Source organism: Kordiimonas aquimaris (assembly GCF_025574485.1).
GTDB lineage: Bacteria > Pseudomonadota > Alphaproteobacteria > Sphingomonadales > Kordiimonadaceae > Kordiimonas > Kordiimonas aquimaris.
In genome coordinates, this window is sequence record NZ_JAOBPO010000002.1 from 702,233 (window position 1) to 728,968 (window position 26,736).

Genomic DNA, 26,736 nt, shown 5'->3' on the forward strand with positions numbered 1-26,736 from the left:
TTAGAATTCTTTTGTCAGACTTAGCTCGAATCTGTGTCTGGAAAACGAGAAAAAGCTTATGCTGCTGACAGCGCTTTGATATTGATAAGCGGCTTTTATCGCAGCATCGAATATACGGAATTTGCCAAAAGTTATATCAGTACCAACCGAAAAGAATGTGTCTTTGCGAACACGATCAAATGAAGGTTGCAGACCTTTAAATTGACGATCTCCAATTGTGGCATTTATGCCCATAAGGAGTGATCCGGGAAACTCCTTTCTGAAGCTGGCATTATATTGATAGGTTCTGTTGGCTTGGCTTCGCTCTCGCGCAAAGTCTTGGCTATAAGACGCGCCAGTACGTATATGACCAGATGTGCCAATTGCGCGGCTGAAATAGGGTTCTATATACAGTGACAAGCCGCTGCGTTGTGTTATCTGATCATACCCAACCCAAATAAGGCTGGCGCTGATACCGGTGCCCCATTTTGCGTTCAATCGCTTGAAAGCGCCCAATTGTCCACCAAGCCCCCAATTGAATGTCCTGCCGCCGAACCAGCGCCGAAAGCCGCCAACTTGAAAATTAATTAACCCATTTTTGAAAAGACGCTCAGGCCCAGTGTAGAATGACAACATTGTGTCATCAAAAGCATTGCCTTTATATTCTTTGTGCCGTGTCGATAGCCGGGAAGACAAGACTGTTTTGTTGGTTAATTTTACCCGATGTTGCACGTTCAAGTCTGCCAAAGCGCCAACGCCAGATGTTTCGCGTGCGTCTTCGCTTAGCATAAAAGGCAGGCCAAATACTTCAACGGTTCGGTCGTTTGTAGCGGCATTGATATTACTATCCGGCACGAACGCGGTCTTAAGTTGCACCTGCCAATGCCGCCTGCCGTGCATTATTTGCTTAATGCGTTCGAGACGTGTTGCGGTTTCAGTTGGAATATCTCTTTGTAACGCCAAGTCAAAATGATACCGGGCACGCGCGTCTTCTTCGATGTTAAATAAGGCAAGCCCTAGCTCAAGGCGCACTCTTTCAAGGTTTGGGTAGCGAGATATGATATTTTCAAATAACAAGACCGCGCTCATGAAATTGCCTTCCAGCATGGCAAGGCGACCACGTAAAAACTCAAACTCTATCCATTCTTCTTTGGTTAGAGCTACTGCTTCATCAGGAGCATCAAGCGCTAAAGTAAGTGCGTCAACTATGAGGCGTGCTTGTGTATGGTTTCCTGCATTAACATAAGCTTGCAGCGTTTCTAGCGGTGAGAGAACAAGCACTCGCTCATCGTTTGGGTTTTGTGCGTTGGTGGTAGAACAAGAGAGCGTTATCAAGAGACCAAGAAGCAGCAACATTATTTTTAAATTGTTATGCAACATACTGGTTGGGTCAGTGCGACTAGTCATTTTTGCCAATAAAAGCACCACCAGCAATATGACCGCTGTTGTTGGTTGCGTTCCAAAGGCCGCCAAGCTCTTCAGGAATGCCAATACGCCCGCTTCCAAAGAATGAGCCGGTAAATTGTCCAGTCCAGGCACTTCCATCATCAATACCTGACAGTGTACCCTCAAAGGCATTGTTGCCAGTGATGATTGAGCCGGTTAATGACCAGTCAAACGTATCATTGAAGTTATCTGGTGTGCGAATAAGGTCTGGCAATTCTTGGTCTGTGACATGTGAACTGAACAGTGAACCGTCATCTCGCATTGTATCAATGCGCGTACCGTCGGTGAAACGGCCATTGAATGCCCCCGTGCCAAAATTTACTTCAGCGTCAAAGCTGGAATGCAGTTCCCATAGTTGATCATCTCCGGTCATGAAGCCGCGCATCAAGCCGCTGAACCTTGCAGAGCCGGTGTCAGGGATTTGTTGTGCACTGATTGGGACACCGAGTATTATTGCCCCAACGGTCAGTATAGGGGCGTCAGCGTCAACCCAATATGCAAGCGAGGAATGAGATGCGCCAATACCACGTTCACCGGGCCTGAGGATTAGGATTTTTTTATTTAGGTCGCGCCGCCCGTTAGTTTCCCAGTTTGTGAATGCTTCATCAAATGTTTGAAAAATGCGGAGTGGTCCGGAAAGATCACTGAAAAGCTGTTGGCCATTAATATTGACGTTTGAGGTAAGCTCGAAACTTTCACTGTTGAAAGATATATAATCGCGCTCTGCTAAGCCATTGTCCTGAATAAGTCTTGCGCTGGATACATTTCTGCCGCCGTTCACATTTACTAAAAACGCTAAACCTGTCTGGTTTAAGCCTGGTTGAGACACTAAATCTACGTAGACTTGTTGTGGATGTGGTGTTGGTCTGGAAGCCGGTGGTTGTGTTGCTGAAGGTGTGCTACCGCTTCCACCGCATGCGCTGGTCAGAAGTGCTGCAAGAGTGGCCATTACAATTAATAGATACTGCTTGTATTTGTTGAATATTGGCGTTTGATATTCCACAGCCCCCTCCGTAGTTTGTATCAAGATAATTCACACTGGCAAGGCTACTCCCAAATGAGGTAAGTGCCGCTCTTAATGAGATGAAAAGGCGTATTATTGCGTTGCTTTGTTGTGATTTTACGATGAACGGAGTGAGTGCTAACACGCTTCAGTGTCTGGAAAAACAGCACAAAAGATGTACCGGCCATATTAGACAATAGGGCAGTGCTGAAAAGTGACAGTAATATACCCATGTATATAAGGTAGTATCTTTCTGGTAAAACCTTATGCAAAGCGTAGCAATAAAGTCGAGGGAAGAAAATGCACTCAAGAAAAACGCGCACGGAACGCGATAGTTTTGGCGAGATTGATGTCCCGGCAGACAAATATTACGGGGCGCAAACCGCGCGCTCCTTGATTAATTTTCCAATTGGTACGGAAACGATGCCAGCGGAAATTATTCATGCACTTGGTATCATCAAACAAGCCGCTGCCAGAACAAATCAGACATTCAATAAGCTTGATGCTGAACGGGCAAATTTCATTGTTCAGGCTGCACAAGAGGTGGCGGCAGGTAAGCGTGATGACCATTTTCCGCTAGTTGTCTGGCAAACAGGTTCAGGCACACAAACCAATATGAACGCTAATGAGGTTATTGCGAACCGGGCAATTGAGTTAATGGGCGGTGTTATTGGTTCCAAATCGCCAATACACCCTAATGATCATTGCAATATGAGTCAGTCGTCCAATGATACGATACCAACTGCCATGCACGTTGCAGCCAGTATTGCTATCCAGCAGAATTTATTGCCCAGTATTATTCATTTGAAAGAAGTATTGGATTCTAAGTATGCAGAATTCTCAGATATTATCAAAATTGGGCGCACGCACCTACAAGATGCGACACCACTAACTTTGGGTCAGGAGTTTTCTGGGTACAGCGCGCAAATAGAACAAAATATTAAGCGGTTACAACATGTTAAATTAGAGTTGGCTGAATTGGCACAAGGGGGTACAGCGGTAGGAACCGGGTTAAATGCACCGTTGGGTTTTGATGTTGAGTTTGCCAAAAACATAAGCGCGATCACCAATATATCTTTCACTCCCTCTGCGAATAAATTTTCAGCTATTGCAGCACACGATGCTTATGTTTCGGTTCATGGCGTTCTTAACACGTTGGCGGCTAGCTTACATAAAATAGCCAACGATATCCGCTTGCTTGGCTCTGGTCCTAGGTCTGGCCTTGGTGAACTTTCCTTACCGGAAAATGAGCCTGGGTCTTCGATTATGCCAGGCAAAGTTAACCCGACGCAATGTGAGGCCGTAACAATGGTATGCGCTCAGGTTTTTGGCAACCATGCTGCAATTACTTTTGCTGCAAGTCAGGGCCAGTTTGAATTAAATGCCTATAAGCCAGTTCTTGCATACAATATGTTGCAATCTATCCGCTTGCTTGCTGATGTTTGCCGCTCTTTTGTTGATCGGTGTGTCGTAGGCATAAGTGCGAACGAAGCTAACATTAAGTTAAACGTAGAGCGTTCTTTAATGCTTGTGACAGCTTTGGCGCCGCACATTGGCTATGATGCCGCTGCAACCATAGCCAAAAAAGCGCATCAAAATGGCACTTCGTTGCTTGAAGAGGCTATCAAGCTTGAAATGCTGTCTGAAGAAGAATTTAATCAATTGATTGATTTAAACAGTATGACAAAGCCTGACATGTGAAAGTCAATCCGAGGCACCGCTGAATGTGGTGATTGAGTATTTAACAATTTGTTTTATGCAATTAGCGAACTATTTGGCTCAATAACGATACCGCTACAAAAAAGTGGTTAATTTAGCAAGATTTATGGAGCTTAAACATGTCATTGCCATCAACGTATCTTCAGATGCTATCGACTATTTCATCCGACAATGAACTCCGTATGGAGTTGGTTGAGCATGAAATGCCCACCCCTAAAGCAGATCAAGTGGTTGTGCGTGTGGAAGCAACGCCGATTAACCCTTCTGATCTTGGCGTTATGTTCGGCTGGGCCACTATGTCGGAAGCTGCATCATCTGGTTCTGGTACTAAAACAGTTCTTTCTGCGCCGGTCTCTGAACAGGGTATGCGTGTTATGAAGGGGCGACTAGGGCAGGCCCTGCCGGTAGGAAACGAAGGTGCCGGTACAGTTGTTGCTGCAGGAGAAGATGCGCAAGGCTTGATGGGTAAACTTGTAGCAGTGATGGGCGGCGGGATGTACGCGCAGTACCGCTGCTTACCAGCAGCAATGTGCATGCCTTTGCTGCCTGAACACACAGCTAAGGACGGTGCATCAAGCTTTGTTAATCCGTTAACTGCTCTGTCTATGGTCGAAACCATGAAGCTTGAAGGACACACGGCACTTGTACACACAGCTGCGGCGTCAAACCTTGGTCAAATGTTAAACCATATCTGCAAAGCTGACGGTGTTGAGCTGGTGAACATTGTTCGGCGTCAAGAACAAGTTGATATACTAAAGGGCCTCGGCGCAAAATATATTTGTAATAGCAGCAGTGATACATTTATGGCTGATTTGACCGATGCAATCCACGCAACAGGCGCGACACTTGCGTTTGATGCAACGGGCGGTGGGCAACTTGCTTCTAATATCTTAACAGCAATGGAAGCCGCTGCAGCGCGTACGCCAGGTGCTTACAGTATATACGGTTCGATTGCTCATAAGCAGGTTTATCTTTACGGCGGGCTTGATGTGTCACCAACCACACTGACCCGTGGTTATGGTATGGCTTGGGGTGTTGGTGGTTGGTTGCTACCAAATTTCCTTGCAAAAGTAGGCACTGACGTAGGTAATCGCTTGCGTACACGTGTTGTGAAAGAATTGAAGACAACGTTTGCTAGCCATTACACTGACGAAATATCATTAACGGAAGCGCTGCAACTGGATGTTGTTGATCGTTATAACGCAAAAACCACAGGCGAAAAATTCTTGGTTTGCCCGCAAAAAGACCTGTAACTAAAAGCTGAAAATTGAAAAATAGAGGCTGCGCTAGATCATGCGCGGCCTTTATTGTTTGTTGTTGTCTCGGACTGCTTGACAATGCGGTAAGCGATTAAATTTCCAGTGCGCAAAACAGTTGTAACAAAAGCCTGCTATTTGCCGAATAATTGGCAAGCCAGCAAATCGCCCTAGCCAATACCAATGGGATAGCTGGAGCCATATCAGAATAAAAGCATCAACTCCTTTGTGCAGGCTGCCGTCTGTGTCTCTTGCGTGCATTGATAGTAGGGCATCATGAAGACTGATGTTGTCTGCCAATAACTGATCTGCGTAATCAATTGCGTCTTTCCATATGAAAGCACCTTTTGGTGCAATTGATCGATAATGATTTATTTCGCGCGAACACAAACCACATCGGCTATCATAATATACTGTGATCATTTTGCTTCTGCTTGCCTAAGTGATGCATATCTTCATTATTACAGTACTTGTACGTATTGAGAACCATGAAAGATTACAGATACACAGGGCAGATCGCATATTAACTTCTGTTAATCTTCATTGCCTTGTATTTTACCCTAGAACGTCAAATAATGCACAAGCAAAGTGTGGGGGTGAAACATGTTGCTAGACCTGAATGATAAAACGATAGTTGTTACTGGATGTTCTTCCGGGATAGGGGCTGCGACAGCGCAGAACCTGCTACGGTGTGGTGCATCGGTCATTGGTGTTGACCGCAACGAAAGCGACAATGTTGACACTTTCTACCAATGTGACTTGAGCGATCCGTTGGCCATTGATGAGCTTGTGGCGAGGCTGCCCGGCGAAATAGATGGCCTTGCTAACATAGCAGGTGTGCCGCCAACGATGAGTGCTGAGGTGGTGTTAAAAGTGAATCTACTCGGTCTTCAACGATTAACCTTGGGTTTGATTGGAAAAATGGCAGATAATGCATCCATTGTTAATCTTGGGTCGCTTGCTGCGTTTCGCTGGATGAAATCGGTAGACGTTATTAAAGCAAGTTACGATCTGACATTTGACAATGTTCAAGCTTTTATTAGTGAACATGGCATTGATCAGCAAACCGGACGTTCATATTTTTTTAGTAAAGAAGCTCTTGTTGCGTGGACTTTCAAAAATCGCTGGACTTGGCGAGATAGAGGTATTCGGATGAATGCTGTGTCGCCCGGCGCAGTTGATACACCAATATTAGCTGACTTCCTGTCTTCTCTCGGGGCACGAGCTGATGAAGATAGAAAAACGATGGATCGTCCTGCAACTCCGGAAGATATAGCACCTGTTGTTGCATTTCTGATGACGGATAATGCAGCCTGGTTTCAAGGGGCAAATCTAACCCTTGATGGGGGCATGTCATCGCACATGCTTGCAGGTATGTTTAATTTATAACTTAAGGCGCTGAAGCGCCGTTTAAGGAGAAGATGATGTCAAAAGGTTTTGCGCTCACGCGGCGGCAATTAATGGCTGGTACTGCGGCGGTTGCAGCTACAGCTTCTTTCAGTAAGGCACAGGCGCAAGCTTCAGGACTGATTGGGCCCGACCTGACGGGAAAATCTGTTTTGATTACAGGGTCATCATCGGGCTTTGGCCGATTGGGTGCGGAGCATTACGCGCGCCTTGGCGCTAAGGTTTTTGCTACCATGCGGAATTTGCCGCGCCCTGAAGCGGATGAGCTGCGAGAGCTGGCAGAACGCGAAAATCTGGATATTCATGTATTGGAAATTGATGTTTTATCTGATGATTTGGTTGAGCGTGGTGTTAACGAAGCACTGGTGTTGGCTGATGGTAAAATTGATGTACTTATAAATAATGCTGGGATTGGTATCACAGGGCCCATCGAGGCGCAGGATATGATTGCTACCAAACTTGCATTCGATACTAACGTATTCGGTGCACAGCGTATGGTGCGTGCGGTGTTGCCATCAATGCGCGCAGCAGGTAGTGGGCAGATATTTGCAATTTCATCTCAACTCGGACGCCTTATTGTGCCGAGTGCGGGACATTATAGCGCTACCAAATTTGCATTGGAGGCGTTAACCGAACAATTGGCCTATGAGTTAGTGCCTCATAACATTGATGTAACTATAATACAACCAGGTGGCTATCCAACAAAAGTCTGGGTTAATCGGAATCGCTACACGCGTAATTTGAGGGAGCGTCTCACTGATGAGTTAAAAGCCGGTTATCCTCAGCTTGTTGCTGCCATGGGTGAAGAAGATGGCAGTAGCCGCCGAACTGACTCAATGGATATTCCTCGTGCTATAGCTGAAATTATGGTTATGCCAGCTGGCAAGCGTCCGCTTAGAAAGGCTGTACATCCAACCTTCCGCCCTCAAGAGGCTGTGAATGCAGCGTGTGACAAGGCTCAACTCGCGTTCCTTGGTAATTCTGGATATGGGCCTTGGGTCAAGGCTGCACACAATAAGATTTGAAGCACGGCATTCATATTATTTAAGGCCAGCACATGTTGTGCCGGCCTTAAATATGAGTAATTCATTGGCGCGAGTTCTTATTATGGTCTGAATGTTTCAATGATCTTGGCATCCATCCAGTAAACATCGCCGCCTTGTGAATAGAAGAAATACTTCCCGTCCGGAGTTACCATCGGGCAGAAATCAATAACAGGTGAATTTATCACGTCGCCCATATGGATATCGTCTGTCCAGCCGCCATTGCCGTCGCTAAAGCTGATATATAGATCATTACCGCCAAGGCTGTCTTCTCGCCCTCTCGCTACGTGAATAAGGTAGCTTTCGTCCGGAGCGACGAAAATATCGCCTTCACCAGTGCTTGAATTTACATTTGGCCCCAGATTTACTGGTGTTTCAAATGTGCCGTTTTTATATTGGGCGCGATAACTGTCGTTGCCGCCAAGTGTATCTGCACGTTCGGTTGTGAAATACATGCTGCCATCAGCTACAATGGCAGGATAATAACTCGGCGCATCCGTGTTGATATCAGATAATATAGGTTGCGCTTTTGCCCAGCCATCACCGTTTCTGTCCACATACCAAACATTATAACCTTTTTGCTCTACACCGTTGATCGGTCGGTCGCTGATGAAGTAAAGGCGCTGTCCGTCAGGCGCAAACATCATGTCAGCATCGCGGTGCACCGGAAAATTAGTAGAAAAAGGAGCAATGGTCGGCGCTGACCAGCCGTTTTCCGTCAAATCTGAAATGAAAATACGGAATTTTTCATTAACGGTGCGCGTAAAGAAGAACTGCTTATAGTCAGATGAAAATACAGCATTTAACTCAAATGCATCGTCGGTTGATACAATACCTGGTGCAAATCGTTCAGGGGTCATGCCGGGAACTGCCTGACCAAAATACTTACTGTCGTTACTTTGAGACTGCGCAGCCGATACACCTGCTGCCATAAGGAACGCTGTAGCCCCGATTAGTAATTTTCCTATTATAGTGCCCATAACGAACCCCCTTTTATCTATTTACTGTAATGTATGCGGTATTTTTGGATCGTGTAAAATAGTTAATTCGCATGATAGCTAATTATACTTTGTGGCGGTTAAACGTGAAATCATTTCGTATGGCGCGACGACTATGTTGCCAGTATAACTACCATAAGGAGTTAGTGATTATGGCAATAAATGCAGTACATCCCTATAGTTTACGCGAGGAAATTTTGCATGCTACGTCGCATGGTGTTGCTGCCATGTTAGCGGTTATTGGCCTTGTTTTGCTTTTGATGAAGGTAGATGCCGGAGCGGTTGGCATTGTTGCTGTTTCTCTGTACGGCGGTGCAATGATTATGATGTTTGCAGCATCGGCCCTTTATCACAGCTTATTTGCAACGCGCGCACAGCGGTTCCTCAAGACATTGGATCATTCCGCCATATATCTGAAAATTGCTGGTGGATACGCCCCATTCGCATTGCTTAGTTTGCCCACTACTACGGGTTTGTGGGTAATGATTGGCGCATGGAGTGCTGCTGCAGTAGGTATTGGTTTTAAGCTGGCCGCGTTTTTTCGGGGAACAGGTAAAAGTTTCAATATCATTTCACTGGTTATGTATTTGGCGATGGGCTGGGCAGGGGTGTTGATGATTGATCCGCTTTCGGATGCCTTGCCAGGCATTGCTATAAATTGGATTATCGCGGGCGGCCTTGCCTACACGATTGGCGCAATTTTCTATGCTTTGAAGATGGTGCCATATACGCATTTCGTCTGGCATTTGTTTGTAGTTGGTGGGGCTACATGCCATTTTGTGGCGATTTATTTTTTCGTTATCTAAGGCATGCTGCAATAATGTCGGAAAACACTTCACGCAGCGTTGATAGTAATCAATCAGGTATTCACGAGCGCCTTGCCGATATAGTGATGAAGCATCTTTCTTCGTCTTTTAAGCGACCATTTGCTGACCATAGTTGCCGTGTTTTTGATAAAATATATGCCGCAGTGCGAGATAGAGATGGTCCCTTTATACTGGACGCATGTTGCGGGGTTGGAGATAGTACGCGCCATTTAGCCAAGGAATTTCCTGACCATTTAGTTATTGGCCTTGATAAATCACTACATCGCCTTTCACGCCAGCGTAGCGGCACTGATCCAGAAAATATGATGCTTGCTCGTACAGACCTTAATGACTTTTATCGCTTGGCTGTTGAAGCCGACTTAAAACCAGCGCGGCATTATATTTTATATCCCAACCCTTGGCCAAAGGCTGCACACTTGAAACGCCGTTGGCACGGTGCGCCGGTTTTTCCGTCGATTATCAATGTTGGGGGATGTTTCGAGTTGCGGTCAAATTGGGATATATATTTGTTGGAGTTTCAGGCTGCATTGAAGTTGGCGGGAAAAACCAGCGAGCTTTGTCTTATAATGCCAGAAAAACCAATCACTCCGTTTGAAGTCAAGTATCAAAGTGACGGTCAGCCGCTTTGGCAACTAACCGCCGAGCTATAGTTAAAGACAGTTGGCGGCGCCCCGCACTGTTGAATATCCAGTACTTGAAAGAAAAATACGTAACTTTCTTGACGCTTTGAAATATCGCAATACTTCGTATACGAAATAAATGACGTTGAGATGGGCATGAGTATTCCGAAAGATAAGATAAAACTGTTTCATATGGTGAGTAGAATGCATCAGGCACTGTTTCGCGCATCTGATAAGATGCTCGCTGCGCATGCCGGCATCTCGACGACCCAGAGTGCGGTTTTGCTTTATCTAAATGGCAGGGCTCCAGTTTCCATAGGCGATGTAGCGGAAACAATAGGTATCAAAATAACGTCTATGTCCGGTCTTATTGATCGCATGGAAAAGAAAGGTCTGATTAGCCGCACGCGCGACTCTGCTGACATGCGAACAGTATTGTTGTCGCTGACAGAGTTAGGGAAAATTGTTTCAGAAGAAACAGGACCGAAAATTAAACAGGCTAATGATCAAATGCTTGCTGCTGGAGGCTCGCCTGAAGACTGGGCGGTTTTTACTGCGGTATGCGAAAGGCTTATTCAAAAAGCGGATGAGACTAAGGATTTTAATTGAATTGCTGCAAGCGGCATAAGCAACAGCAGCTAACTGTTTTGTACGAAAGGGTACATTATGAGTGACCATATCCTCGTTTCGGTTGAAGACCGAATTATGACTATTACTTTTAACCGGCCTGAAAAAAAGAATGCGATCACATCAGCAATGTATGGTGCTATGGCCGATGCATTGCTGGATGCCAATGGCCGTGATGATGTAAGAACGATTATGTTTACAGCTAACGGCGATGCCTTTACCGCAGGTAATGACCTGATAGATTTCCGTGATAACCCGCCGCGAGGCCCTGAAGCAGGTGTTGCACGTTTTCTGAAGCAAATTACCGTTGCTGAAAAACCAATTGTTGCTGCCGTTAATGGTATGGCGGTTGGTGTTGGTCTTACTATGTTACTTCATTTTGATTTTGTGTACATGGCAGACAGTGCGAAACTTCAAGCCCCATTTGTTGATTTGGCATTAGTGCCTGAGGCAGCATCGTCACTATTGTTACCAAAGCGTATTGGGCATGTAAAAGCTGCTGAAATTTTCATGCTTGGTAAATGGGTAAATGCCGAAGAGGCTTCTTCTATGGGCATGGCGTGCGGCGTGTTTAAAGCTGATGAACTAAATGCCGCAGCCAGAAAGACAGCTATCTTACTAACTAAAAAGGCGCCAGAATCGCTCAAGCAAACAAAACGCCTTATGCGCGGTGATTTAAATGTTGTGTCTGCACGCATGGAAGAAGAAAGCGAACTGTTTTCTGCTCGGCTTCAATCTCCGGAGCTAATGGAAGCTGTGATGGCTTTCCTGCAGAAACGAGAACCTGATTTCGGTTAGTTATTATTAGGCCAGGCTCAGAAATGAGCGCTTTATGTCCGTGATAAACTTGTTAAGGTGCGCACTTGATTGTACTGGAGTGCGCGCCGTATGAACGCCGAAAATAAAACGCAGCAGGCCAAGTTAAAGTCATGGCAAAATCCTGAAATGTGTCTGCTTATCATGGCAGGTGCAGCACCGTTTAGCTTTGCTATTTGGCTGGCACTACTGAATAATTTTGCGATAGAAGTCGCATCATTTACCGGGCGTGAGATTGGCATTCTTCAAAGTTTACGTGAAGTACCCGGTTTTTTGGCTTTTACGGCTGTTTTCTTGTTGTTGGTTATGCGGGAGCAGGTGTTTGCTGTGCTGTCACTTGCTTTGCTTGGTCTCGGCATCACAATCACAGGCTTTTTTCCGACTGAGTACGGTTTGTATTTTACGACCGTGTTAATGTCTGTTGGCTTTCATTACTTCGAGACTGTACAGATGTCACTGTCACTACAGTGGTTAAGCAAAGAGCGTGCACCTCGTATGATGGGGATGCAACTGTCAGCTAAATCTGTCGCCTCCATTGTTGCCTATATTTTGTTATGGGTTGCTCTCGACCAGTTATCTGTTTCGTATACATGGCTCTATGTGTTCGGTGGTGGTGTAACCATTGTAGCGGCTTTGTTTATCTGGTTGGCTTTTCCAAGGATTGAAGGTCATTCGCCGCAGCATAAAACCATGATACTGCGAAAACGTTACTGGCTGTATTACGCACTCACATTTATGGGTGGTGCCCGCCGGCAAATATTTGTTGTTTTTGCCGGTTTCTTATTGGTGGAAAAGTTTGGCTTCTCGGCGTCAATGATTGCCGGACTGTATTTGGCTAATCATCTTATTACCAGCATATTGTCACCAACACTTGGATCTATAATCAGCCGTTTTGGTGAGCGTAACGTGCTCATCTTTGAGTATGTCGGTTTAATTGGTGTATTTGCGGGCTATGCTTTCGTGGACAACGGCACAACCGCATCTGTTTTATATGTGGTTGATCATGTATTTTTTGCTTTTGCAATCGCGCATAAAAGCTATTTGCAGAAAATTGCTGACGGACGCGATATTGCTGCAACATCAAGTGTTAGCTTTTCGATTAACCATATCGCAGCGGTTATCATCCCGTGGGCATTCGGCGCGTTTTTGTGGCTCAAATCGCCATCATATGTATTTATAGCTGGTGCAATAATGGCGTTTATATCGCTTATTTTATCTTTGAACGTGCCCCGCCTTCCCAAACCCGGTAATGAGGTTGTGGTTGGCAAAGTCCCGCACGCAGTTCCTGCGGAGTAAAGTGTTTGTCTCGAGAGCGTCTATTAGAGCAATTTGTTGCCAATAGTAACTGGGCTGGTGCCAGCGCATCGCCGTTAAAGCAGGATGCATCTTCCCGTCGTTATTTCCGGTTAAAGAAGGGCGCACGTACCTGTATGCTTATGGATGCTCCGCCAGACAGTGAGAACATTGATGCTTACCTAAAGGTCACAACCTATTTACGCGACCTTGGCCTGCGTGTGCCAAAAATCTATATGGAAGACAGGGCCCTCGGTTTTGCGCTTATCGAAGACTTTGGCACAGATACTTTTACCAGTTTGCTGGTGGCAGGCACAAGTGAACATGACTTGTACATGCTCGGAGTTGATGTGCTTGTGCAGTTACATGAACAAGCAAGCTTAGACGCACTGGATATTCCGACATATACGATTGATACCGCTTTGATGGAGTTAGGGCGTTTTCTGGATTGGTTTGTCCCAATGGCAACGGGTGGGGACGTCGCCTCTAACAAGCGACAGGCGTTCAATGACGCATGGACATTAGTACTGAAGGATATTCTGTCCAAGCCGGATACATTGATGATGCGAGACTATCATGTTGATAATCTCATGATAGTTGATAAGAAATTTGATCTGGAACACTGTGGTCTGCTTGATTATCAGGACGGTATGCGTGGTCCGTATATATATGACCTGATGTCGCTACTGAAAGATGAGCGATATGATGTGCCTGACGTGGTGCAAAGTCGTGCAATAGAACGATATATTACGGGGCGCAGCAAACCTTTGGATCCTTCACATATTAATCACGAAATGCTTATCCTGGGAGCCCAACGTCATTGTAAAAACCTTGGTGTATTTGCGCGGTTAACGTGCAGGGATAAAAAAGATTGGTATATGCGTTATATGCCGCATGTGCGTAGCATGCTGCAACAAGAACTAAGAAACCCAGTTATGAATGAGGTCAGAGAAAGTATCTATGCTCTAGTCCCGGATATGGATACTATGGAATTTGTCGCCCCAACCTAATTTGTGAGTGACATAAAGAGATCATCATAAGCTTGTATCATACTCTCTAGGCTATAGCGTTCACGAGTGAGCGTTTGATTGGCATTGCCGAGCGACAGGCGGCGCGGAGCGTCGTTTAGCAAGGCGGCAATATTCTCGGCAAGAATGCCAGCATCAACACCTGACACCAATTCGGCATTGTCTTGTGCGACCATGGCTCGAACATCGCCGACATCAGTACTTACAACAGGTTTGCCTGCAGCCATGGCCTCAAGCACTGAGATAGGCATTTGCTCTGTATCTGAGGAAAGAGCAAATATATCAAATGCGGGAACGATATTTTCTGGCGTTTCAAGTGCGCCAGTGAAAATTACATTTTCTTGTACACAAATACGTTCTGCCAGCATTTTCAAAGCTGCCATACCTATGCCGTCTCCGACAATGACAAGTTTAGCTTCGGGGAAGTCATTTTCAATCAAGCTGAAAGTTTCAATCAGACGGCCAATGTTCTTTTCCGGTTTCAGGCGGGCGATTGTACCAATAATGACGTGTTTGTCTTTTACACCGTGCGGCGCGAGCAGTGATAAATCTTTGGTATGATTGAAGGCGTTAACATCTATACCATTTGGTATGTAATGTAACTTGTTGATTTTTATACCCCAGCTGGTTTTTGCAAGCTGAGCTAGCTGGTTTGACGGCACTACAACTGCATTACATCTCTTGTACATAAACTGGCGCATCAAACGCCGCGTGAGTTTTTCCCCGCTATGTTCATCATCAGCAAATCCGTCCTGAATATGCATCATGGGGCATACATTTTTACCGATGTTTGCGATATTCCATTCAATACTACCCCAGTTATAGCTGACAAGCAGATCCGGATTGAACGCTTTTAGGTGGCTACGGCATGTTCCAATCGCACTTCGAATGTTGTTTTTAGGAATGGCTTTTTCAGGAAAAGGCGCTTTGTTAAAGTTTTTAACAGCATTACTTGCACCGTAATTTCCGTCCATTGCATATATGTAATGATCCAGAGAGGCAGTTGTTTGATTTAAGTAACCAACTAAACGGCGCTGTGAACCACCGACTTCAAATGACGGGAAAACATGTAAAACCTTGGGTTTGTTCATAGGTAACTTTCTGTCTCTGGTGGCTTTCCTGATCAAGGCTTCGGGCCAAAGGCTAGTTAGGTTATGACTTTATGTAAACGGTGCTTCGATTATTTTTTGCATTAACACTGGTAATTTAAAAAGCCATTGCTGCGGACAGCATACCGCAGCGAGTATTTTTATATCAACACGTTGTTTCTTTGGCTTGATGAAGGCATAATTCATCATGCGTTAAGCACGCAGCTGAGAAAGTGTAGTTCATGAAACATATTTTTGTATTTTTACTGCTGACCATTACGGTTCTTGTGGGGCTAAATACCGTGCCATTTGCAGGCATTTCGGTACAGCAAGCTTTGGCTGATGAGCATGATGATGCGCGTGAGGCACTGAGGCGCGGCGATATTTTGCCATATTCGCAAATCAAAAGAATAGTTGAAAGCCAATTGGATGGAAAAGTGGTGGGCCAAAAGCTCAGGCGTACCAACCGCGGTTGGCAATATGACTTGCGTTTACGACCGCCAAACGGACGCGTGATGGTTTTGGTCGTGAATGCAAAAAATGGAAATATTATCAGTAAGCGATAACGCTGCACGATAAGCGAATGTGCAAAAGGGGTATGAGATGCGTGTTTTGTTAGTAGAAGATGATTTGACACTTGCGGGTCAGGTCGCGCAAAGCCTTAAGGATGCAGGGTATACGGTTGATCAGGCTCATGATGGTGAGGAAGGTCATTTTTTGGGCGATACTGAGCCATATGATGCTGTTATTCTTGACTTGGGTCTGCCCGTTATGGACGGCGCAAGTGTGCTTAAGAAGTGGCGTAGTGATGGTCGTCAGATGCCAGTGCTCATTTTAACAGCAAGGGATAGCTGGACCGACAAGGTCGAAGGTTTGGATGCTGGAGCAGATGATTATCTGGCAAAGCCGTTCATTTTCGAAGAGATGTTGGCGCGCTTGCGTGCTCTCATTCGTCGTTCTGCAGGACAAGCTTCTTCAGTCTTGACCTTGGGCCCAGTACAGCTTGATACCCGTAGTAGCAAGGTGACAGTTAACGGTAGCGCTGTAAAACTCACTGCGCAGGAGTTCAAGCTTTTGTCTTATTTGATGCATCATGAAGGCAAGGTGATCTCACGCACGGAATTGACTGAACACATTTATGATCAGGATTTCGACAAGGACTCAAACACAATTGAAGTGTTCGTTAACCGTATCCGTAAAAAGTTGAATGTACCAATTATTCATACGGCACGGGGGCTCGGTTACCAAACAGAATGGCTAGGTGAAGATACGTAAGTAAGGTTATGCTAATCAATAGTATGCCTGCTAGGTAGCTTTAGGTATTTTATGCATCGTAAACGCATCATGAAAACTTTGACAGGACGGTTGATTATATCAGCTGTTGTGTGGTCAGTTGCTGCGCTTACGGTGGGTGGTATTGTTCTGTCATTTGCATTCAGGTCTTATGTTTTGACCGATGTAGACAAGCGACTTGAGCTTATACTCGATACACTTGTTGGTGTAAGCGAAGTGTCGCCGGATGGTAATTTCAGGTTTAACCAAGCGCTAGTAGATCAGCGGTTTGCGACGCCGTATTCTGGTTGGTATTGGCAAGTTTCTGAAGTAGGCAATGAACCGCTTCGTTCTCGTTCTTTATGGGATTTTGCACTGGATGCAGATCATGAAGAACGTAAATTTGCATTAAGGTATTCGATAGTAGCTGGACCAGACGGTCAGACTCTGCGGCTTGCAGAACATGATATAATTTTACCTGAGGCTGACAGGATATTTCATTATCAAGTTGCAACAGATATGGCAGAAGTACAACGAGCCATTGCGCGGTTTAACTGGTTACTCGCAAGCGCACTGGGGCTCATTCTGTTAACTGTAACGCTTGCGCTGGTATTGCAAGTGAGATACGGGTTGCAACCGTTGCGCAAAATCGAGCGTGACCTCGCAGATGTCCGTGCTGGTCGTGCTGAGAAGCTAACTGGAAGTGACACATTGCCAGATGACCTGAAGCCACTTGTTGACGAGGTGAATGGTTTACTTGAGCAAAATCATAAACTTGTTGATCGCGCGCGCACACATGTTGGTAATTTGGCGCATGCATTAAAAACACCACTGAGTATTATTCAAAATTCCACTGAAAAACTGGATGGTGACACTGCGGATTTGATTACGGTTCAAACGCGGCGTATCCGTGTTCATGTTGATCACCACTTGAAACGTGCCCGGATTGCTGGTGGCGGTACCGGGCCAGGTTTGCCGGCTAAAGAGCGGATCGACAAACTTGTTAAAGCCGTCAGCGTAATCGCTGCTGATAAGAACCTGACGATGAATGTCGATTGTTCACCTGAGTTATTGTTTGACGGTGAAAAAGAAGATTTTGATGAGGTCATGGGTAATTTGGTTGAAAATGCAGGCAAGTGGGCGGCTAGCAGAGTTGCAATATCGGTGAACCGTATAACAGACGGTGTACGACGGCCGATGCTGGAGATATCGGTAGATGATGATGGTGAAGGCGTTGCTGAAGATAAGCGCGATGGGCTATTTCAACGAGGGCACAGATTGGATGAACAGGTTCCTGGAACAGGACTTGGGTTGGCAATAGTGCAGGATATCGTTGAAATGTACGGCGGGACTGTTCAACTGGTTGACGGCAAATTAGGTGGATTGGGCGTGTTAATGATGTTGCCAGCTAAATGAGGATAATAATCGACTGGACTGAAAATGTAAATTGTGACGCACAAGTTGTTTCAATATGAAACAACTATACTCTTGGTTGTTTTATAGTTTTCTTAACGTGCCGAAACCTGCTACACTGAATTGATAAAAACATATAGGTAAATTGATGTTTAATGCTGCAAATATGCAAGATGCTCCTTTGTCACTGTGTGTAGTGGATATTGAAGGACGCGTGTCTTTCTGCAATGCAGCTTTTGAGCAGCTTGTTGGTGGCATACCTGCCGGGCAATCCATTGAAGAAACACTTATATTCGACGGTGTTATTTCAGACCTTATCAACACAATGGCTGGTCAGCCTTTAGTTGTTCGTGCGCGTGCAATTTCAGATGCTACGCTTGATTTTCATGTGATATTGACGCCGATGGAAGACGATTCGTCTTTCTTATTGCAGCTTATTAGCAGCGAAGGCGCTGAATTGCCCGTGAAAGCACCTTCAGCTACAAACCGGGTTAATATCGATTTCCTGTCAGCTGTCAGTCATCAAATTCGCACGCCTGTTAATGGTGTACTAGGTATTGCAGAGTTATTGACCGAGACAAGTCTATCACCTGAACAAGCTAAATATGTTGATATCCTGTCGCGTTCGGGTCATGCGCTTATTCATTTGGTGAATGAAATTCAGGATATAGCGTTACTTGAACAGGGTGCGTCTACAGTTTCTAAAGATGTCTTCAATGTTCGTGATGTTGTGCGAGACGCAATGGATTTGTTCTCGGTGTCTGTGTCGCAAAAGGGTATCGTTGGGGTTGCGGATGTTGATATTTCTGTTCCTGATGCTGTTGTTGCTGACCGTAAGAAATTACATCAGATATTGGTAAATTTAGTTGGTAACGCTTTCCAATATAGTGATCAGGGTAAAGTAACCGTTTCAGTAAAAATGTTGAACGATGCCGGGCAAAATAGCTTGGCTATTGATGTTATTGATCAGGGTATCGGTATTGACGCTGACCGTTTGCCGGAACTTCTCAATAAAACAGCTATCTCGAAGAGCAATGATAGTCGTGCATACAGTAAAACTGGCTTGGGACTCATTCTATGCCATGAGTTTGTAAAACTCATGGGCGGCACAATAGCGATTGAAAGCGCGGTTGGGCGCGGCACTCATGTGAAAATGTCTATTCCTGTTGCCGAAGCTGGTCATGAGGAAAATACACCTGAAAACGATAGTATTTCTGATGAGCAGCCTAGCGCATATAATGAAGATGGCGGCCCGTGGCATTTGCTGGTTACAGAAGATAATCCGGTTAATCAGATGCTATTTAAAAAGATACTGGAACGGTATGGCCATAAAGTCACTGTTGCATCTAATGGGCAAGAGGCTGTTGCTAAGGTTCAATTGGGAACAAAGTTTGATGCAATCTTGATGGACATCTCCATGCCTGTAATGGATGGTCTGGACGCTACCGCAATGATCCGTTCACTATTTGGCCCCGCAGGTTCAACACCCATTTTGGCGCTAACTGCGCATGCTATGGATGGTGACCGCGAAAAATTCCTGAATGCGGGAATGGATGGTTACCAAAGCAAGCCAGTCGATCCCGCAACGCTCCAACAGGCAATTGGAGAGGTTATTCGTGCACACAGTGAAAGTATGGACCTTACGGCACCAACACAATGGGCACCCCAAGGGAATGGGCAAGGGCATTAGCCACACTGCCAATGATCAGGTCTGAAATACGTGACCTGCCACGCCTACCCACAAACACCATATTGGCGCGTTTTTTCTTGGCTATATTTGCAATGACTTTAACAGGATTGCCCCAATCGAAAGCCGTTGAAATCTCAACGCCAGAGTCTTGGTGTTTATCGAGTAAAGGTTTTAGAATAGCTTCGTGTGCGTGCGCTTCTTCTTGCTCTTTTACCATTGGACGTAGTGATAGTTCTTCAAGTGTTATCGGTTGATAACCTGACCAGGGAATAACGGTGACTAACTCAACAGTTGAATCGGTTTCTTTTGCAAGATTAACCGCGCGCTGTGTTGCACGTTCTGACCATTCACTACCATCAACGGCAACTAGATACAGTTTTTTCTTCGGCATGGTATTCTCCCTTTATTTGCCAGTTGAATTTAGCAAAAGGTGAGGACGATGCCTTGATTATGGTCAAGAATAGCTAGAGTTCTGATTTAATCATATCAGCGCATTTTTCGGCAATCATGATTGTTGGGGCATTTGTGTTGCCACCAATGAGGCACGGCATAATTGAGGCATCAGCGACACGAATACCGTTAAGACCAATTACTTTTAAGCTGGGGTCAACCACACTATTCTTATTGTCAGGTGGCCCCATGGAACACGAGCCAACGGGGTGATATATCGTTTCTGACTCTGACCTTATAATTTCAATCATTGCTTCTTCATCATCAAGGTGAACGCCTGTTAAAGGTGCTTTTTCTTTTTCAATGAAATCGGCAAGAGCAGGTTGATGAATCAACTGCCGCGCCATTTTGATACCAGCAAGCATAACGCGCATATCATCTGGGTCAGCAAGATAGTTGGGGTTAATTTTTGCTGGCACTAAAGGATTGTCACTAGCAAGTGATATTGTACCGCGACTGCGAGGTCGTAACTGACAGACATGAACACCAAAGCCATGTTCATGTGGTTTGGCAAATCCGTGTGGTTTGTCAGCCATGCCGAGCAGGATATGGAATTGAATGTCTGGCCGCTCAAGCGCTTTATCAGTTTTTACAAATGCACCAACTGGTAAAACAACGTCGGATAATACTCCCGGTTTTTTCATGAACCATTTTGCAAGTTCGCCTATAGCGCGCCGAGGTGACTGATAACGTATAAGCGAAACGGGTTGCTTCAGGTGCGCAGCAACCAACATATCCAGATGATCTTGCATGTTTCTACCGACGCCGGGTAGCTCGTGAAGCAAGGGCAGGCCAACCGACATAATATCTTCAGCGTTACCTATGCCTGATAGTTGCAATAACTGAGGGCTGTTGATCGCACCGCCGCACAAGATAACTTCTTTAGCCGCAACGAGGTTATCAATAGTTCCTCCAGTCGTGATCTCAACGCCCGTAACCGTTTTTCCTGATAAAGTCAGGCGTTGCACTTGAGTGTCGGCGATTATAGTTAGATTCTCACGTCCGGCAGCTTCAGCTAAGTATGTTTTGGCGGTGGTTTGTCGCCTGCCGTTTCTAATCGTTTGATCAAACCAACCCACACCTTCTTGATTTTCACCATTGAAGTCTCCTGTGAATGGTAGCCTCATTTGACCACCAGCAGCCAAAAATGCTTCATTTAATGGATTAACAGAGGTGCGTTGGCTTACTTTCAACGGGCCGTCACCTTTGTGATAAGGGTCATCAGGCCTATCGCTTCCCTCTGATTTCTTAAAATACGGCAGTACATCGTCGTATGACCAACCTTTACAGCCAAGCTGCGCCCATTCGTCATAGTCCCTTGCATGGCCTCGGATGTAGATCATGCCATTTATGGCGCTTGATCCGCCCATGACCTTACCGCGCGGCCAATATAATTTGCGATTATTCAGGTGCTTCTGTGGTTCGGTCCAGTAATTCCAGTTCATTGGATTGGGAGGGACAACTTTGCTTAACAGGCCAGGTACATCAACTTTCAAACCACCACTGCGTTTGCCTGCTTCTACTAGCGCGACAGTGATATTGCTGTTCTCGCTCAGGCGTGCAGCTAAGGCACAGCCAGCCGAACCGCCGCCAACAACAATATAATCGAACTGTTTGCGCATTAATATTCGCCTTAAGTTAGCTGAGGACTGGTCTTAGCGAAACCGGTAGCCCGTCAACAGGTTTAATAATCGGCATAATTTGAAATTTGGTAGTGTAATTTTCTGGCAGAACAATTTCATATTGCGGCAAGAGATGGGTCATTATTACCTTCGTCTGCATATAGGCAAAGTGTAGACCGAGGCACATATGCGCGCCGCCGCCAAAGGGTATCCATGCATATCTATGGCGCTCTTTAACGCCGCCTTCTGGCGAGAAACGCATCGGATCAAACTGATCCGGTTTATCCCATATATTGGAATCTCGGTGCGTTGCAACTGTGCTAACCCCAACAACGGTATCTTTCGGTATGCGATGCCCCTTAAATTCAATATCGCGCACTGTTTGCCGAGGCATAGCAGGAACAGGTGGGTTCATACGCAGCGCTTCCTTTATCGCGTACTCGGTTAGCGGTAGATCATTCATTTTTGTATAGCTAAGGCGATTATCATTTAAACTGAGGCCATTAATCTCATTGCGCAGTTTGTCTTGCCATTTTGTATTTCGCCCTAGCTCGTAAACCAGCGTTGTCACTGAACTGGTGATGGTGTCGTGTGCTGCCATCCACAGGAAAATCATGTGATCAACAATTTCCTGATCGGTGAATGTGTTGCCATCATCATCGGCTGCATTGCACAGTCGTGTAAAGATATCAGTTTTATCACTACCGCGTCGTTGAGGTATTTCGGCTTTTAAAAATTGGTTCATAAATTTACGACCGGCAACGCCGCGCGCCATTAATGTGCCGGGAATGGGAATACGTACAACACCCATACTTGCCGCTACCATGTCAGTGAGTGCCTTGTTGATTTTTTTTGTTTCAGCGTTGGGCTCCAGACCTAGAAAAACAACTGTTGCCATATCCAGAGTAAGCTTTTTGATGGCTGGGTAGAACTCAAATGAACCAGTTTTGCCCCACGCAGCAATGCGTTCTGGCATGGCGTCATTTAGTCGTTCCATATACCCTTTCATCGGTTCTGTCTTAAAGGCAGCTGCCATGATGTGGCGGTGGGCACGATGTTCATCAAAATCTATCAGCATTAGGCCGCGAGGAAAGAGTTTAGCAAGATAGGGCGCCCAGCCTTTCTCACTTGATAAGTTCTTGCCTTTATCCATAAGGACAAATTCATTTGCCTCTGGCCCAAGCATGGAAACATTGTCACGAAAGAAGCTGTTAGTGCGATACACATCACCGTATTTGTTGCGCATATATGTGCCAAAACCCACAGGGTCTTTGATCATTTTGAACGTATTGCCAAAAATTGGCATACCGTTTTCGCCGGGAATATCGCTCAATCTTGGTGGCGATTTGCTGTTTGTGCTCTCAGACGATGCGTTCGCAGACATGGGCTTTGTCCTCATATGGGCTGTTATGGCGTAGCGTTCATATTTTTCATACTCAACAGTCTAGTAATTAACTATAGATGATAAATGTAGTGGGTCAAGCAACTCTCTTTCGTGCTGGTGTGTATCATTAAGCGTTGCCATACCCACCGCCACCAGGTGTCTTAAGCAGTATTCTATCACCTTTATCTACCGTTGCTAAGTCAGCGGAACTGAGGGAAATTTTGGTATTGTTGGCTTTGATTATAAGTGCGCTACCCGGTGTGCCTGCATCTCCCCCGTTTAACCCTGGTGCACCTTCAATGTAGTGGTTGGCGAGTAAAGATACTTCCATTTCTTCCAGAAACTCGATCTCTCTAATAACACCATTACCTCCTTTGTATTTGCCGCTGCTGCCAGTATTGTCCTGCCTAACGCCAAACTGATGCACAATAATAGGGTACCGCCATTCCATCACTTCAACATCGGTTAGCCGACTGTTGGTCATATGTGAGTGAATTGCGGATGTGCCATCAAACCCTGGCCCAGCACCTGTGCCGCCTGCAATTGTTTCATAATATTGGTACTGGGCATTACCAAAAGTTAGGTTGTTCATTGTACCTTGAGCACCAGCCAATGTGTTAGTTGCCAAGAATAATGCGTTTGTAATTGCTTGGCTTGTCTCCACGTTACCGGCAACCACGGCGCTACCATGTGGGGCCCTTAACATTGAACCTTCGGGCGCAATAATATCTATAGGCTCAAGACACCCAGCATTCAACGGAATGTTGCCGCCAGCAAGAACGCGAAATACATATAGAACGGCTGCTTTAACGACAGCGAAGGGAGCATTATAATTATTATCTAAAGCAGGACTGCTGCCTGTGAAATCAATGGTAAGGCGTTCATTCTCTTTGTCAGGAACAACGGCTACCTTGATGACAGCACCGCAATCCATTTGATAACTGTATTGTCCCGTTTCGATGCGACTAATAACACGACGAACGGCACTTGCCGCGTTTTCACGCACAAAGCCCATATAGGCATTGACCGTTTCCAGTCCGTAATAGGTTACCAAACCTTCAACAAGTTTCACACCGCGGGCATTAGCAGCAACTTGGGCTTTGAGGTCTGCAATGTTTTGATCTGTATTGCGGGCCGGATAAGGATGATCCAATAAGCTGTTTCTAACGGCATCTGTCCGGAAGTGCCCTTGGTCAACTAGATGGAAATTGGTGAAACATATACCTTCGTCCTCAAGGGTTTTGGAATGAGGGGGCATGGAACCGGGCGTAATGCCGCCTACATCTGCATGATGCCCTCGTGAAGCCACATAAAATGCGGGTTGTTCTTGATCAGCCAGAAATACCGGCGTGACAACTGTAATGTCTGGTAAATGTGTGCCGCCTGCTGATGGGTCATTGACCATGAAAACGTCACCGCGTTTGATTGTGGCGCCACGTCCATCAATAATAGCGGCAACGCTGTCTCCCATACTGCCAAGGTGCACGGGCATGTGTGGTGCATTTGCTATTAAATTGCCGTCACTGTCAAAAACGGCGCACGAGAAATCCAGACGTTCTTTAACATTCACTGAATGCGCAGTTTTAGCTAAGACGCCGCCCATTTCCTCGGCAACAGACATGAACAGGTTATTGAAAATCTCTAATAGTATTGGGTCGGCGCTCTCACCAACATTGTGCGTATTTTTTCGCTCGACAAGTCTCTTTAAAACAAGACTGTCATGTTTGGTTCTTTCAGCGGACCAACCAGGTTCTACAATTGTTGTGCCCCCATTCTCGATGATGATTGCAGGGCCAGTTACTGATTGATTGAGCAGCATAGTGTCGCGGTGAAGGGCTTGTGCATTACGTTCACGGCCTTCACTGAAGAAAGTTTCTGTTTTAGTTTCGCGGTCATTTGATATTTCAGCAATAAACGCAGCGGTTTCATTATGATTATTCGATATTGCCTCCGCCTCAACAGACTCAACAACCAGTGCGGTGTCTGGTTCTACAAATCCGAACTGTAGTAAATGCTGGGCTTCGAAAGCTTGTTGCATAGCGCTGGCACTGCCAAAGTTAATCGGTAGCGTTGTGTCAGTTCCTGCGTACTTTATGCGGGCAGTGAGTTCTGTTCGTTGATCTGTTCTTGCAACTCCTTGTGTAGCGAGTGCTGACATGGCCTGTTGTGTGGCTTCATTTATGGCGTTCTTAATTGTGTCGTACTCAGAGAATGACACTTCTAATGCTTTTTCAGTGATAAACCGTTGCTCTGCCAAACCCATACCAAGTGCCGATAAAACGCCGGAAAAAGGCGGCACCAAGACGGTTTCGATGCCAAGAGCATCAGCAACGAGGCATGCGTGTTGACCGCCTGCGCCGCCAAATGTTAGCAGGCTATAGTCTTTAACGTTATGGCCGCGTTCAATGGAGACACGCTTAATGGCTCGTGCCATATGCTCGACGGCAACCTTCAAGAAACCCTCCGCGATTGCCTCAAGTGACATCTGGGTGCTTGTGTGCGTGGCAATATCGTCAGCAATTTGTTCAAAGCCGCGTTTTACAGCATTGACATTAAGCGGCTCGTTGCCGCTTTCACCAAACACTGAAGGAAACAGGTGTGGTTTTATTTTGCCAAGCAGCACATTACAGTCTGTTACTGTTATTGGGCCATTCTTACCGTACGCAGCAGGGCCGGGCATCGCTCCAGCTGACTGTGGGCCTACTTGAAACCTGCCTTCAGCAAATCGGCAGACAGAACCACCACCAGCGGCTACAGTATGGATGTCCATCATCGGTACTGTCATTCTTACGCCAGCTACAACGGTGTCAAAGACACGTTCGAAGGTACCTGCGTAATGACTGACATCAGTAGAGGTGCCACCCATATCAAAGCCGACGATGCGATCATGGTTTTCGCGTGCAGCAGATTTGGCTGCGCCTACGATACCTCCTGCAGGTCCAGAAAGCACAGCGTCTTTGCCCTCAAATGCCGTAGCTAAAGCGAGACCGCCGTTTGATTGCATGAAATATAGTGGTACTCCGCCGGTGGCGTGACGCACTTGTTCCACGTAAAGGCGCAATATGGGGGAGAGATAAGCGTCAGCGACAGTGGTATCTCCGCGTGGTACCAATTTCATTAATGGACTGACTTGATGACTTACGGATACTTGCTCAAAGCCAACGTTTTTGGCGATGGTTGCAACAGCATTCTCGTGTGCCTGATGGCGATACCCATGGACGAATGCAATTGCTACACTTTCAAATCCGGCTGCTTTTGCATCTATCAAGTCTTGTTTGACTTGGTTTTGATCAAGCGTTGCCATAACTTTGCCGTGTGCATCAATACGCTCGGATACTTCAAGAACCTTATTATATAGTGGTTCTGGCCGAGTTGGTTTTAATGCGAAAAGGTCGGCTCTGTGCTGTTGGCCAATACGTAAAACATCGGCAAAACCTTTTGTCACAACAAACAGTGTGCGTGCACCCTCGCGTTCCAATAACGCGTTGGTGGCAACTGTTGTGCCCATTTTTATGGCCCGCACATTATCAGAAGGGAAGGGGGCATCTTTGGGTACAGCCATGATGTCACGCATTGCAAATACTGCAGCGTCTTCATATTGAGTGGGGTTTACAGATAAATACTTATGGCTTGTGACGCCACCTTCAGGTGATACGGCGACAACATCGGTGAATGTGCCACCACGATCAACCCAAAATTCCCATTGCATTGTGCCCACCATTATAATCCCCACGTTACTCAATGTAATACTGTGA

At 45.9% G+C, this 26,736-nt stretch carries 23 protein-coding genes; 14 read left to right on the forward strand and 9 right to left on the reverse strand.

The features are described from left to right. Complete coding sequence (locus OEU88_RS09030) at positions 1 to 1,386, reverse strand: surface lipoprotein assembly modifier (RefSeq protein ID WP_262694963.1); 1,386 nt, start codon at positions 1,384 to 1,386, stop codon at positions 1 to 3. After that, a complete protein-coding gene (locus OEU88_RS09035) occupies positions 1,379 to 2,428 on the reverse strand; it encodes a transferrin-binding protein-like solute binding protein (RefSeq protein WP_262694829.1) in 1,050 nt (349 codons plus the stop codon). The genes OEU88_RS09030 and OEU88_RS09035 overlap by 8 nt, the downstream gene beginning before the upstream one ends. Positions 2,429 to 2,728: 300 nt before the next feature. On the opposite strand from OEU88_RS09035, the gene fumC reads away from it, so the two are divergent. After that, a complete protein-coding gene (gene fumC / locus OEU88_RS09040) occupies positions 2,729 to 4,129 on the forward strand; it encodes a class II fumarate hydratase (protein WP_262694830.1) in 1,401 nt (466 codons plus the stop codon). Between the two features lie 137 nt (positions 4,130 to 4,266). Then, the gene (locus tag OEU88_RS09045) at positions 4,267 to 5,400 is read left to right on the forward strand and encodes a zinc-binding dehydrogenase (RefSeq protein WP_262694831.1); all 1,134 of its coding nucleotides are present in this window, start codon (positions 4,267 to 4,269) and stop codon (positions 5,398 to 5,400) included. Positions 5,401 to 5,451: 51 nt separating this feature from the next. Here OEU88_RS09045 and OEU88_RS09050 read toward each other — a convergent pair whose 3' ends face one another. Further along, on the reverse strand, positions 5,452 to 5,826 hold the full coding sequence (locus OEU88_RS09050; RefSeq protein ID WP_262694832.1) for a thiol-disulfide oxidoreductase DCC family protein: 375 nt from the start codon (positions 5,824 to 5,826) through the stop codon (positions 5,452 to 5,454). A gap of 180 nt (positions 5,827 to 6,006) precedes the next feature. Between OEU88_RS09050 and OEU88_RS09055 the strand changes: the two genes are divergently transcribed. Together OEU88_RS09055 and OEU88_RS09060 are read left to right on the forward strand one after the other, a co-directional pair. Then, a complete protein-coding gene (locus OEU88_RS09055) occupies positions 6,007 to 6,792 on the forward strand; it encodes a coniferyl-alcohol dehydrogenase (RefSeq protein WP_262694833.1) in 786 nt (261 codons plus the stop codon). 35 nt (positions 6,793 to 6,827) lie between these two features. After that, positions 6,828 to 7,835 carry an SDR family NAD(P)-dependent oxidoreductase gene (locus OEU88_RS09060; RefSeq protein ID WP_262694834.1) on the forward strand — a complete coding sequence of 336 codons (1,008 nt, stop codon included), beginning with the start codon at positions 6,828 to 6,830 and terminating at the stop codon, positions 7,833 to 7,835. Between the two features lie 80 nt (positions 7,836 to 7,915). Here the strand turns inward: OEU88_RS09060 and OEU88_RS09065 are convergent, their stop codons facing one another. Then, entirely contained in the window at positions 7,916 to 8,833 is a 918-nt protein-coding gene (locus tag OEU88_RS09065) for a TolB family protein (protein WP_262694835.1), read from the reverse strand. Between the two features lie 170 nt (positions 8,834 to 9,003). On the opposite strand from OEU88_RS09065, the gene trhA reads away from it, so the two are divergent. The 6 genes from trhA (at position 9,004) to OEU88_RS09095 (ending at position 14,044) form a co-directional block, all read left to right on the forward strand. After that, positions 9,004 to 9,657: a PAQR family membrane homeostasis protein TrhA gene (gene trhA, locus OEU88_RS09070; protein ID WP_262694836.1), complete on the forward strand. Its 654-nt coding sequence runs from the start codon at positions 9,004 to 9,006 to the stop codon at positions 9,655 to 9,657. Between the two features lie 14 nt (positions 9,658 to 9,671). Beyond that, a complete protein-coding gene (gene trmB / locus OEU88_RS09075) occupies positions 9,672 to 10,328 on the forward strand; it encodes a tRNA (guanine(46)-N(7))-methyltransferase TrmB (protein WP_262694837.1) in 657 nt (218 codons plus the stop codon). A gap of 126 nt (positions 10,329 to 10,454) precedes the next feature. Next, on the forward strand, positions 10,455 to 10,907 hold the full coding sequence (locus OEU88_RS09080) for a MarR family winged helix-turn-helix transcriptional regulator (RefSeq protein WP_262694838.1): 453 nt from the start codon (positions 10,455 to 10,457) through the stop codon (positions 10,905 to 10,907). A 57-nt stretch (positions 10,908 to 10,964) separates the two neighbouring features. Further along, positions 10,965 to 11,723, forward strand: a complete 759-nt coding sequence (locus tag OEU88_RS09085) for an enoyl-CoA hydratase (protein ID WP_262694839.1) — start codon at positions 10,965 to 10,967, stop codon at positions 11,721 to 11,723. A gap of 90 nt (positions 11,724 to 11,813) precedes the next feature. Beyond that, entirely contained in the window at positions 11,814 to 13,037 is a 1,224-nt protein-coding gene (locus OEU88_RS09090; RefSeq protein WP_262694840.1) for an MFS transporter, read from the forward strand. A gap of 5 nt (positions 13,038 to 13,042) precedes the next feature. Beyond that, positions 13,043 to 14,044, forward strand: a complete 1,002-nt coding sequence (locus OEU88_RS09095; RefSeq protein ID WP_262694841.1) for an aminoglycoside phosphotransferase family protein — start codon at positions 13,043 to 13,045, stop codon at positions 14,042 to 14,044. Here the strand turns inward: OEU88_RS09095 and OEU88_RS09100 are convergent. Beyond that, entirely contained in the window at positions 14,041 to 15,153 is a 1,113-nt protein-coding gene (locus OEU88_RS09100) for a glycosyltransferase family 4 protein (RefSeq protein WP_262694842.1), read from the reverse strand. The two genes, OEU88_RS09095 and OEU88_RS09100, sit on opposite strands and share 4 nt — an antisense overlap. Positions 15,154 to 15,392: 239 nt before the next feature. Here OEU88_RS09100 and OEU88_RS09105 point away from each other — a divergent pair, with 239 nt between their 5' ends. The 4 genes from OEU88_RS09105 (at position 15,393) to OEU88_RS09120 (ending at position 19,525) form a co-directional block, all read left to right on the forward strand. Then, the gene (locus OEU88_RS09105) at positions 15,393 to 15,716 is read left to right on the forward strand and encodes a PepSY domain-containing protein (RefSeq protein WP_262694843.1); all 324 of its coding nucleotides are present in this window, start codon (positions 15,393 to 15,395) and stop codon (positions 15,714 to 15,716) included. 37 nt (positions 15,717 to 15,753) lie between these two features. Continuing rightward, positions 15,754 to 16,425, forward strand: coding sequence for a response regulator transcription factor (locus tag OEU88_RS09110; RefSeq protein WP_262694844.1), 672 nt, complete (start codon positions 15,754 to 15,756; stop codon positions 16,423 to 16,425). Positions 16,426 to 16,494: 69 nt separating this feature from the next. After that, a complete protein-coding gene (locus OEU88_RS09115; protein ID WP_262694845.1) occupies positions 16,495 to 17,838 on the forward strand; it encodes an ATP-binding protein in 1,344 nt (447 codons plus the stop codon). Positions 17,839 to 17,983: 145 nt separating this feature from the next. Then, complete coding sequence (locus OEU88_RS09120; RefSeq protein ID WP_262694846.1) at positions 17,984 to 19,525, forward strand: response regulator; 1,542 nt, start codon at positions 17,984 to 17,986, stop codon at positions 19,523 to 19,525. On the opposite strand, the gene OEU88_RS09125 is transcribed toward OEU88_RS09120, so the two are convergent. The 4 genes from OEU88_RS09125 to OEU88_RS09140 form a co-directional block, all read right to left on the reverse strand. After that, entirely contained in the window at positions 19,476 to 19,916 is a 441-nt protein-coding gene (locus tag OEU88_RS09125; RefSeq protein WP_262694847.1) for a universal stress protein, read from the reverse strand. The two genes, OEU88_RS09120 and OEU88_RS09125, sit on opposite strands and share 50 nt — an antisense overlap. A gap of 73 nt (positions 19,917 to 19,989) precedes the next feature. Further along, the gene (locus OEU88_RS09130) at positions 19,990 to 21,597 is read right to left on the reverse strand and encodes a GMC family oxidoreductase (protein WP_262694848.1); all 1,608 of its coding nucleotides are present in this window, start codon (positions 21,595 to 21,597) and stop codon (positions 19,990 to 19,992) included. 16 nt (positions 21,598 to 21,613) lie between these two features. Continuing rightward, positions 21,614 to 22,981 (reverse strand): cytochrome P450, encoded by a 1,368-nt coding sequence (locus tag OEU88_RS09135; RefSeq protein ID WP_262694849.1) that lies wholly within the window; start codon positions 22,979 to 22,981, stop codon positions 21,614 to 21,616. Positions 22,982 to 23,108: 127 nt separating this feature from the next. Beyond that, a complete protein-coding gene (locus tag OEU88_RS09140) occupies positions 23,109 to 26,702 on the reverse strand; it encodes a hydantoinase B/oxoprolinase family protein (protein ID WP_262694850.1) in 3,594 nt (1,197 codons plus the stop codon). Positions 26,703 to 26,736 lie beyond the last annotated feature (34 nt).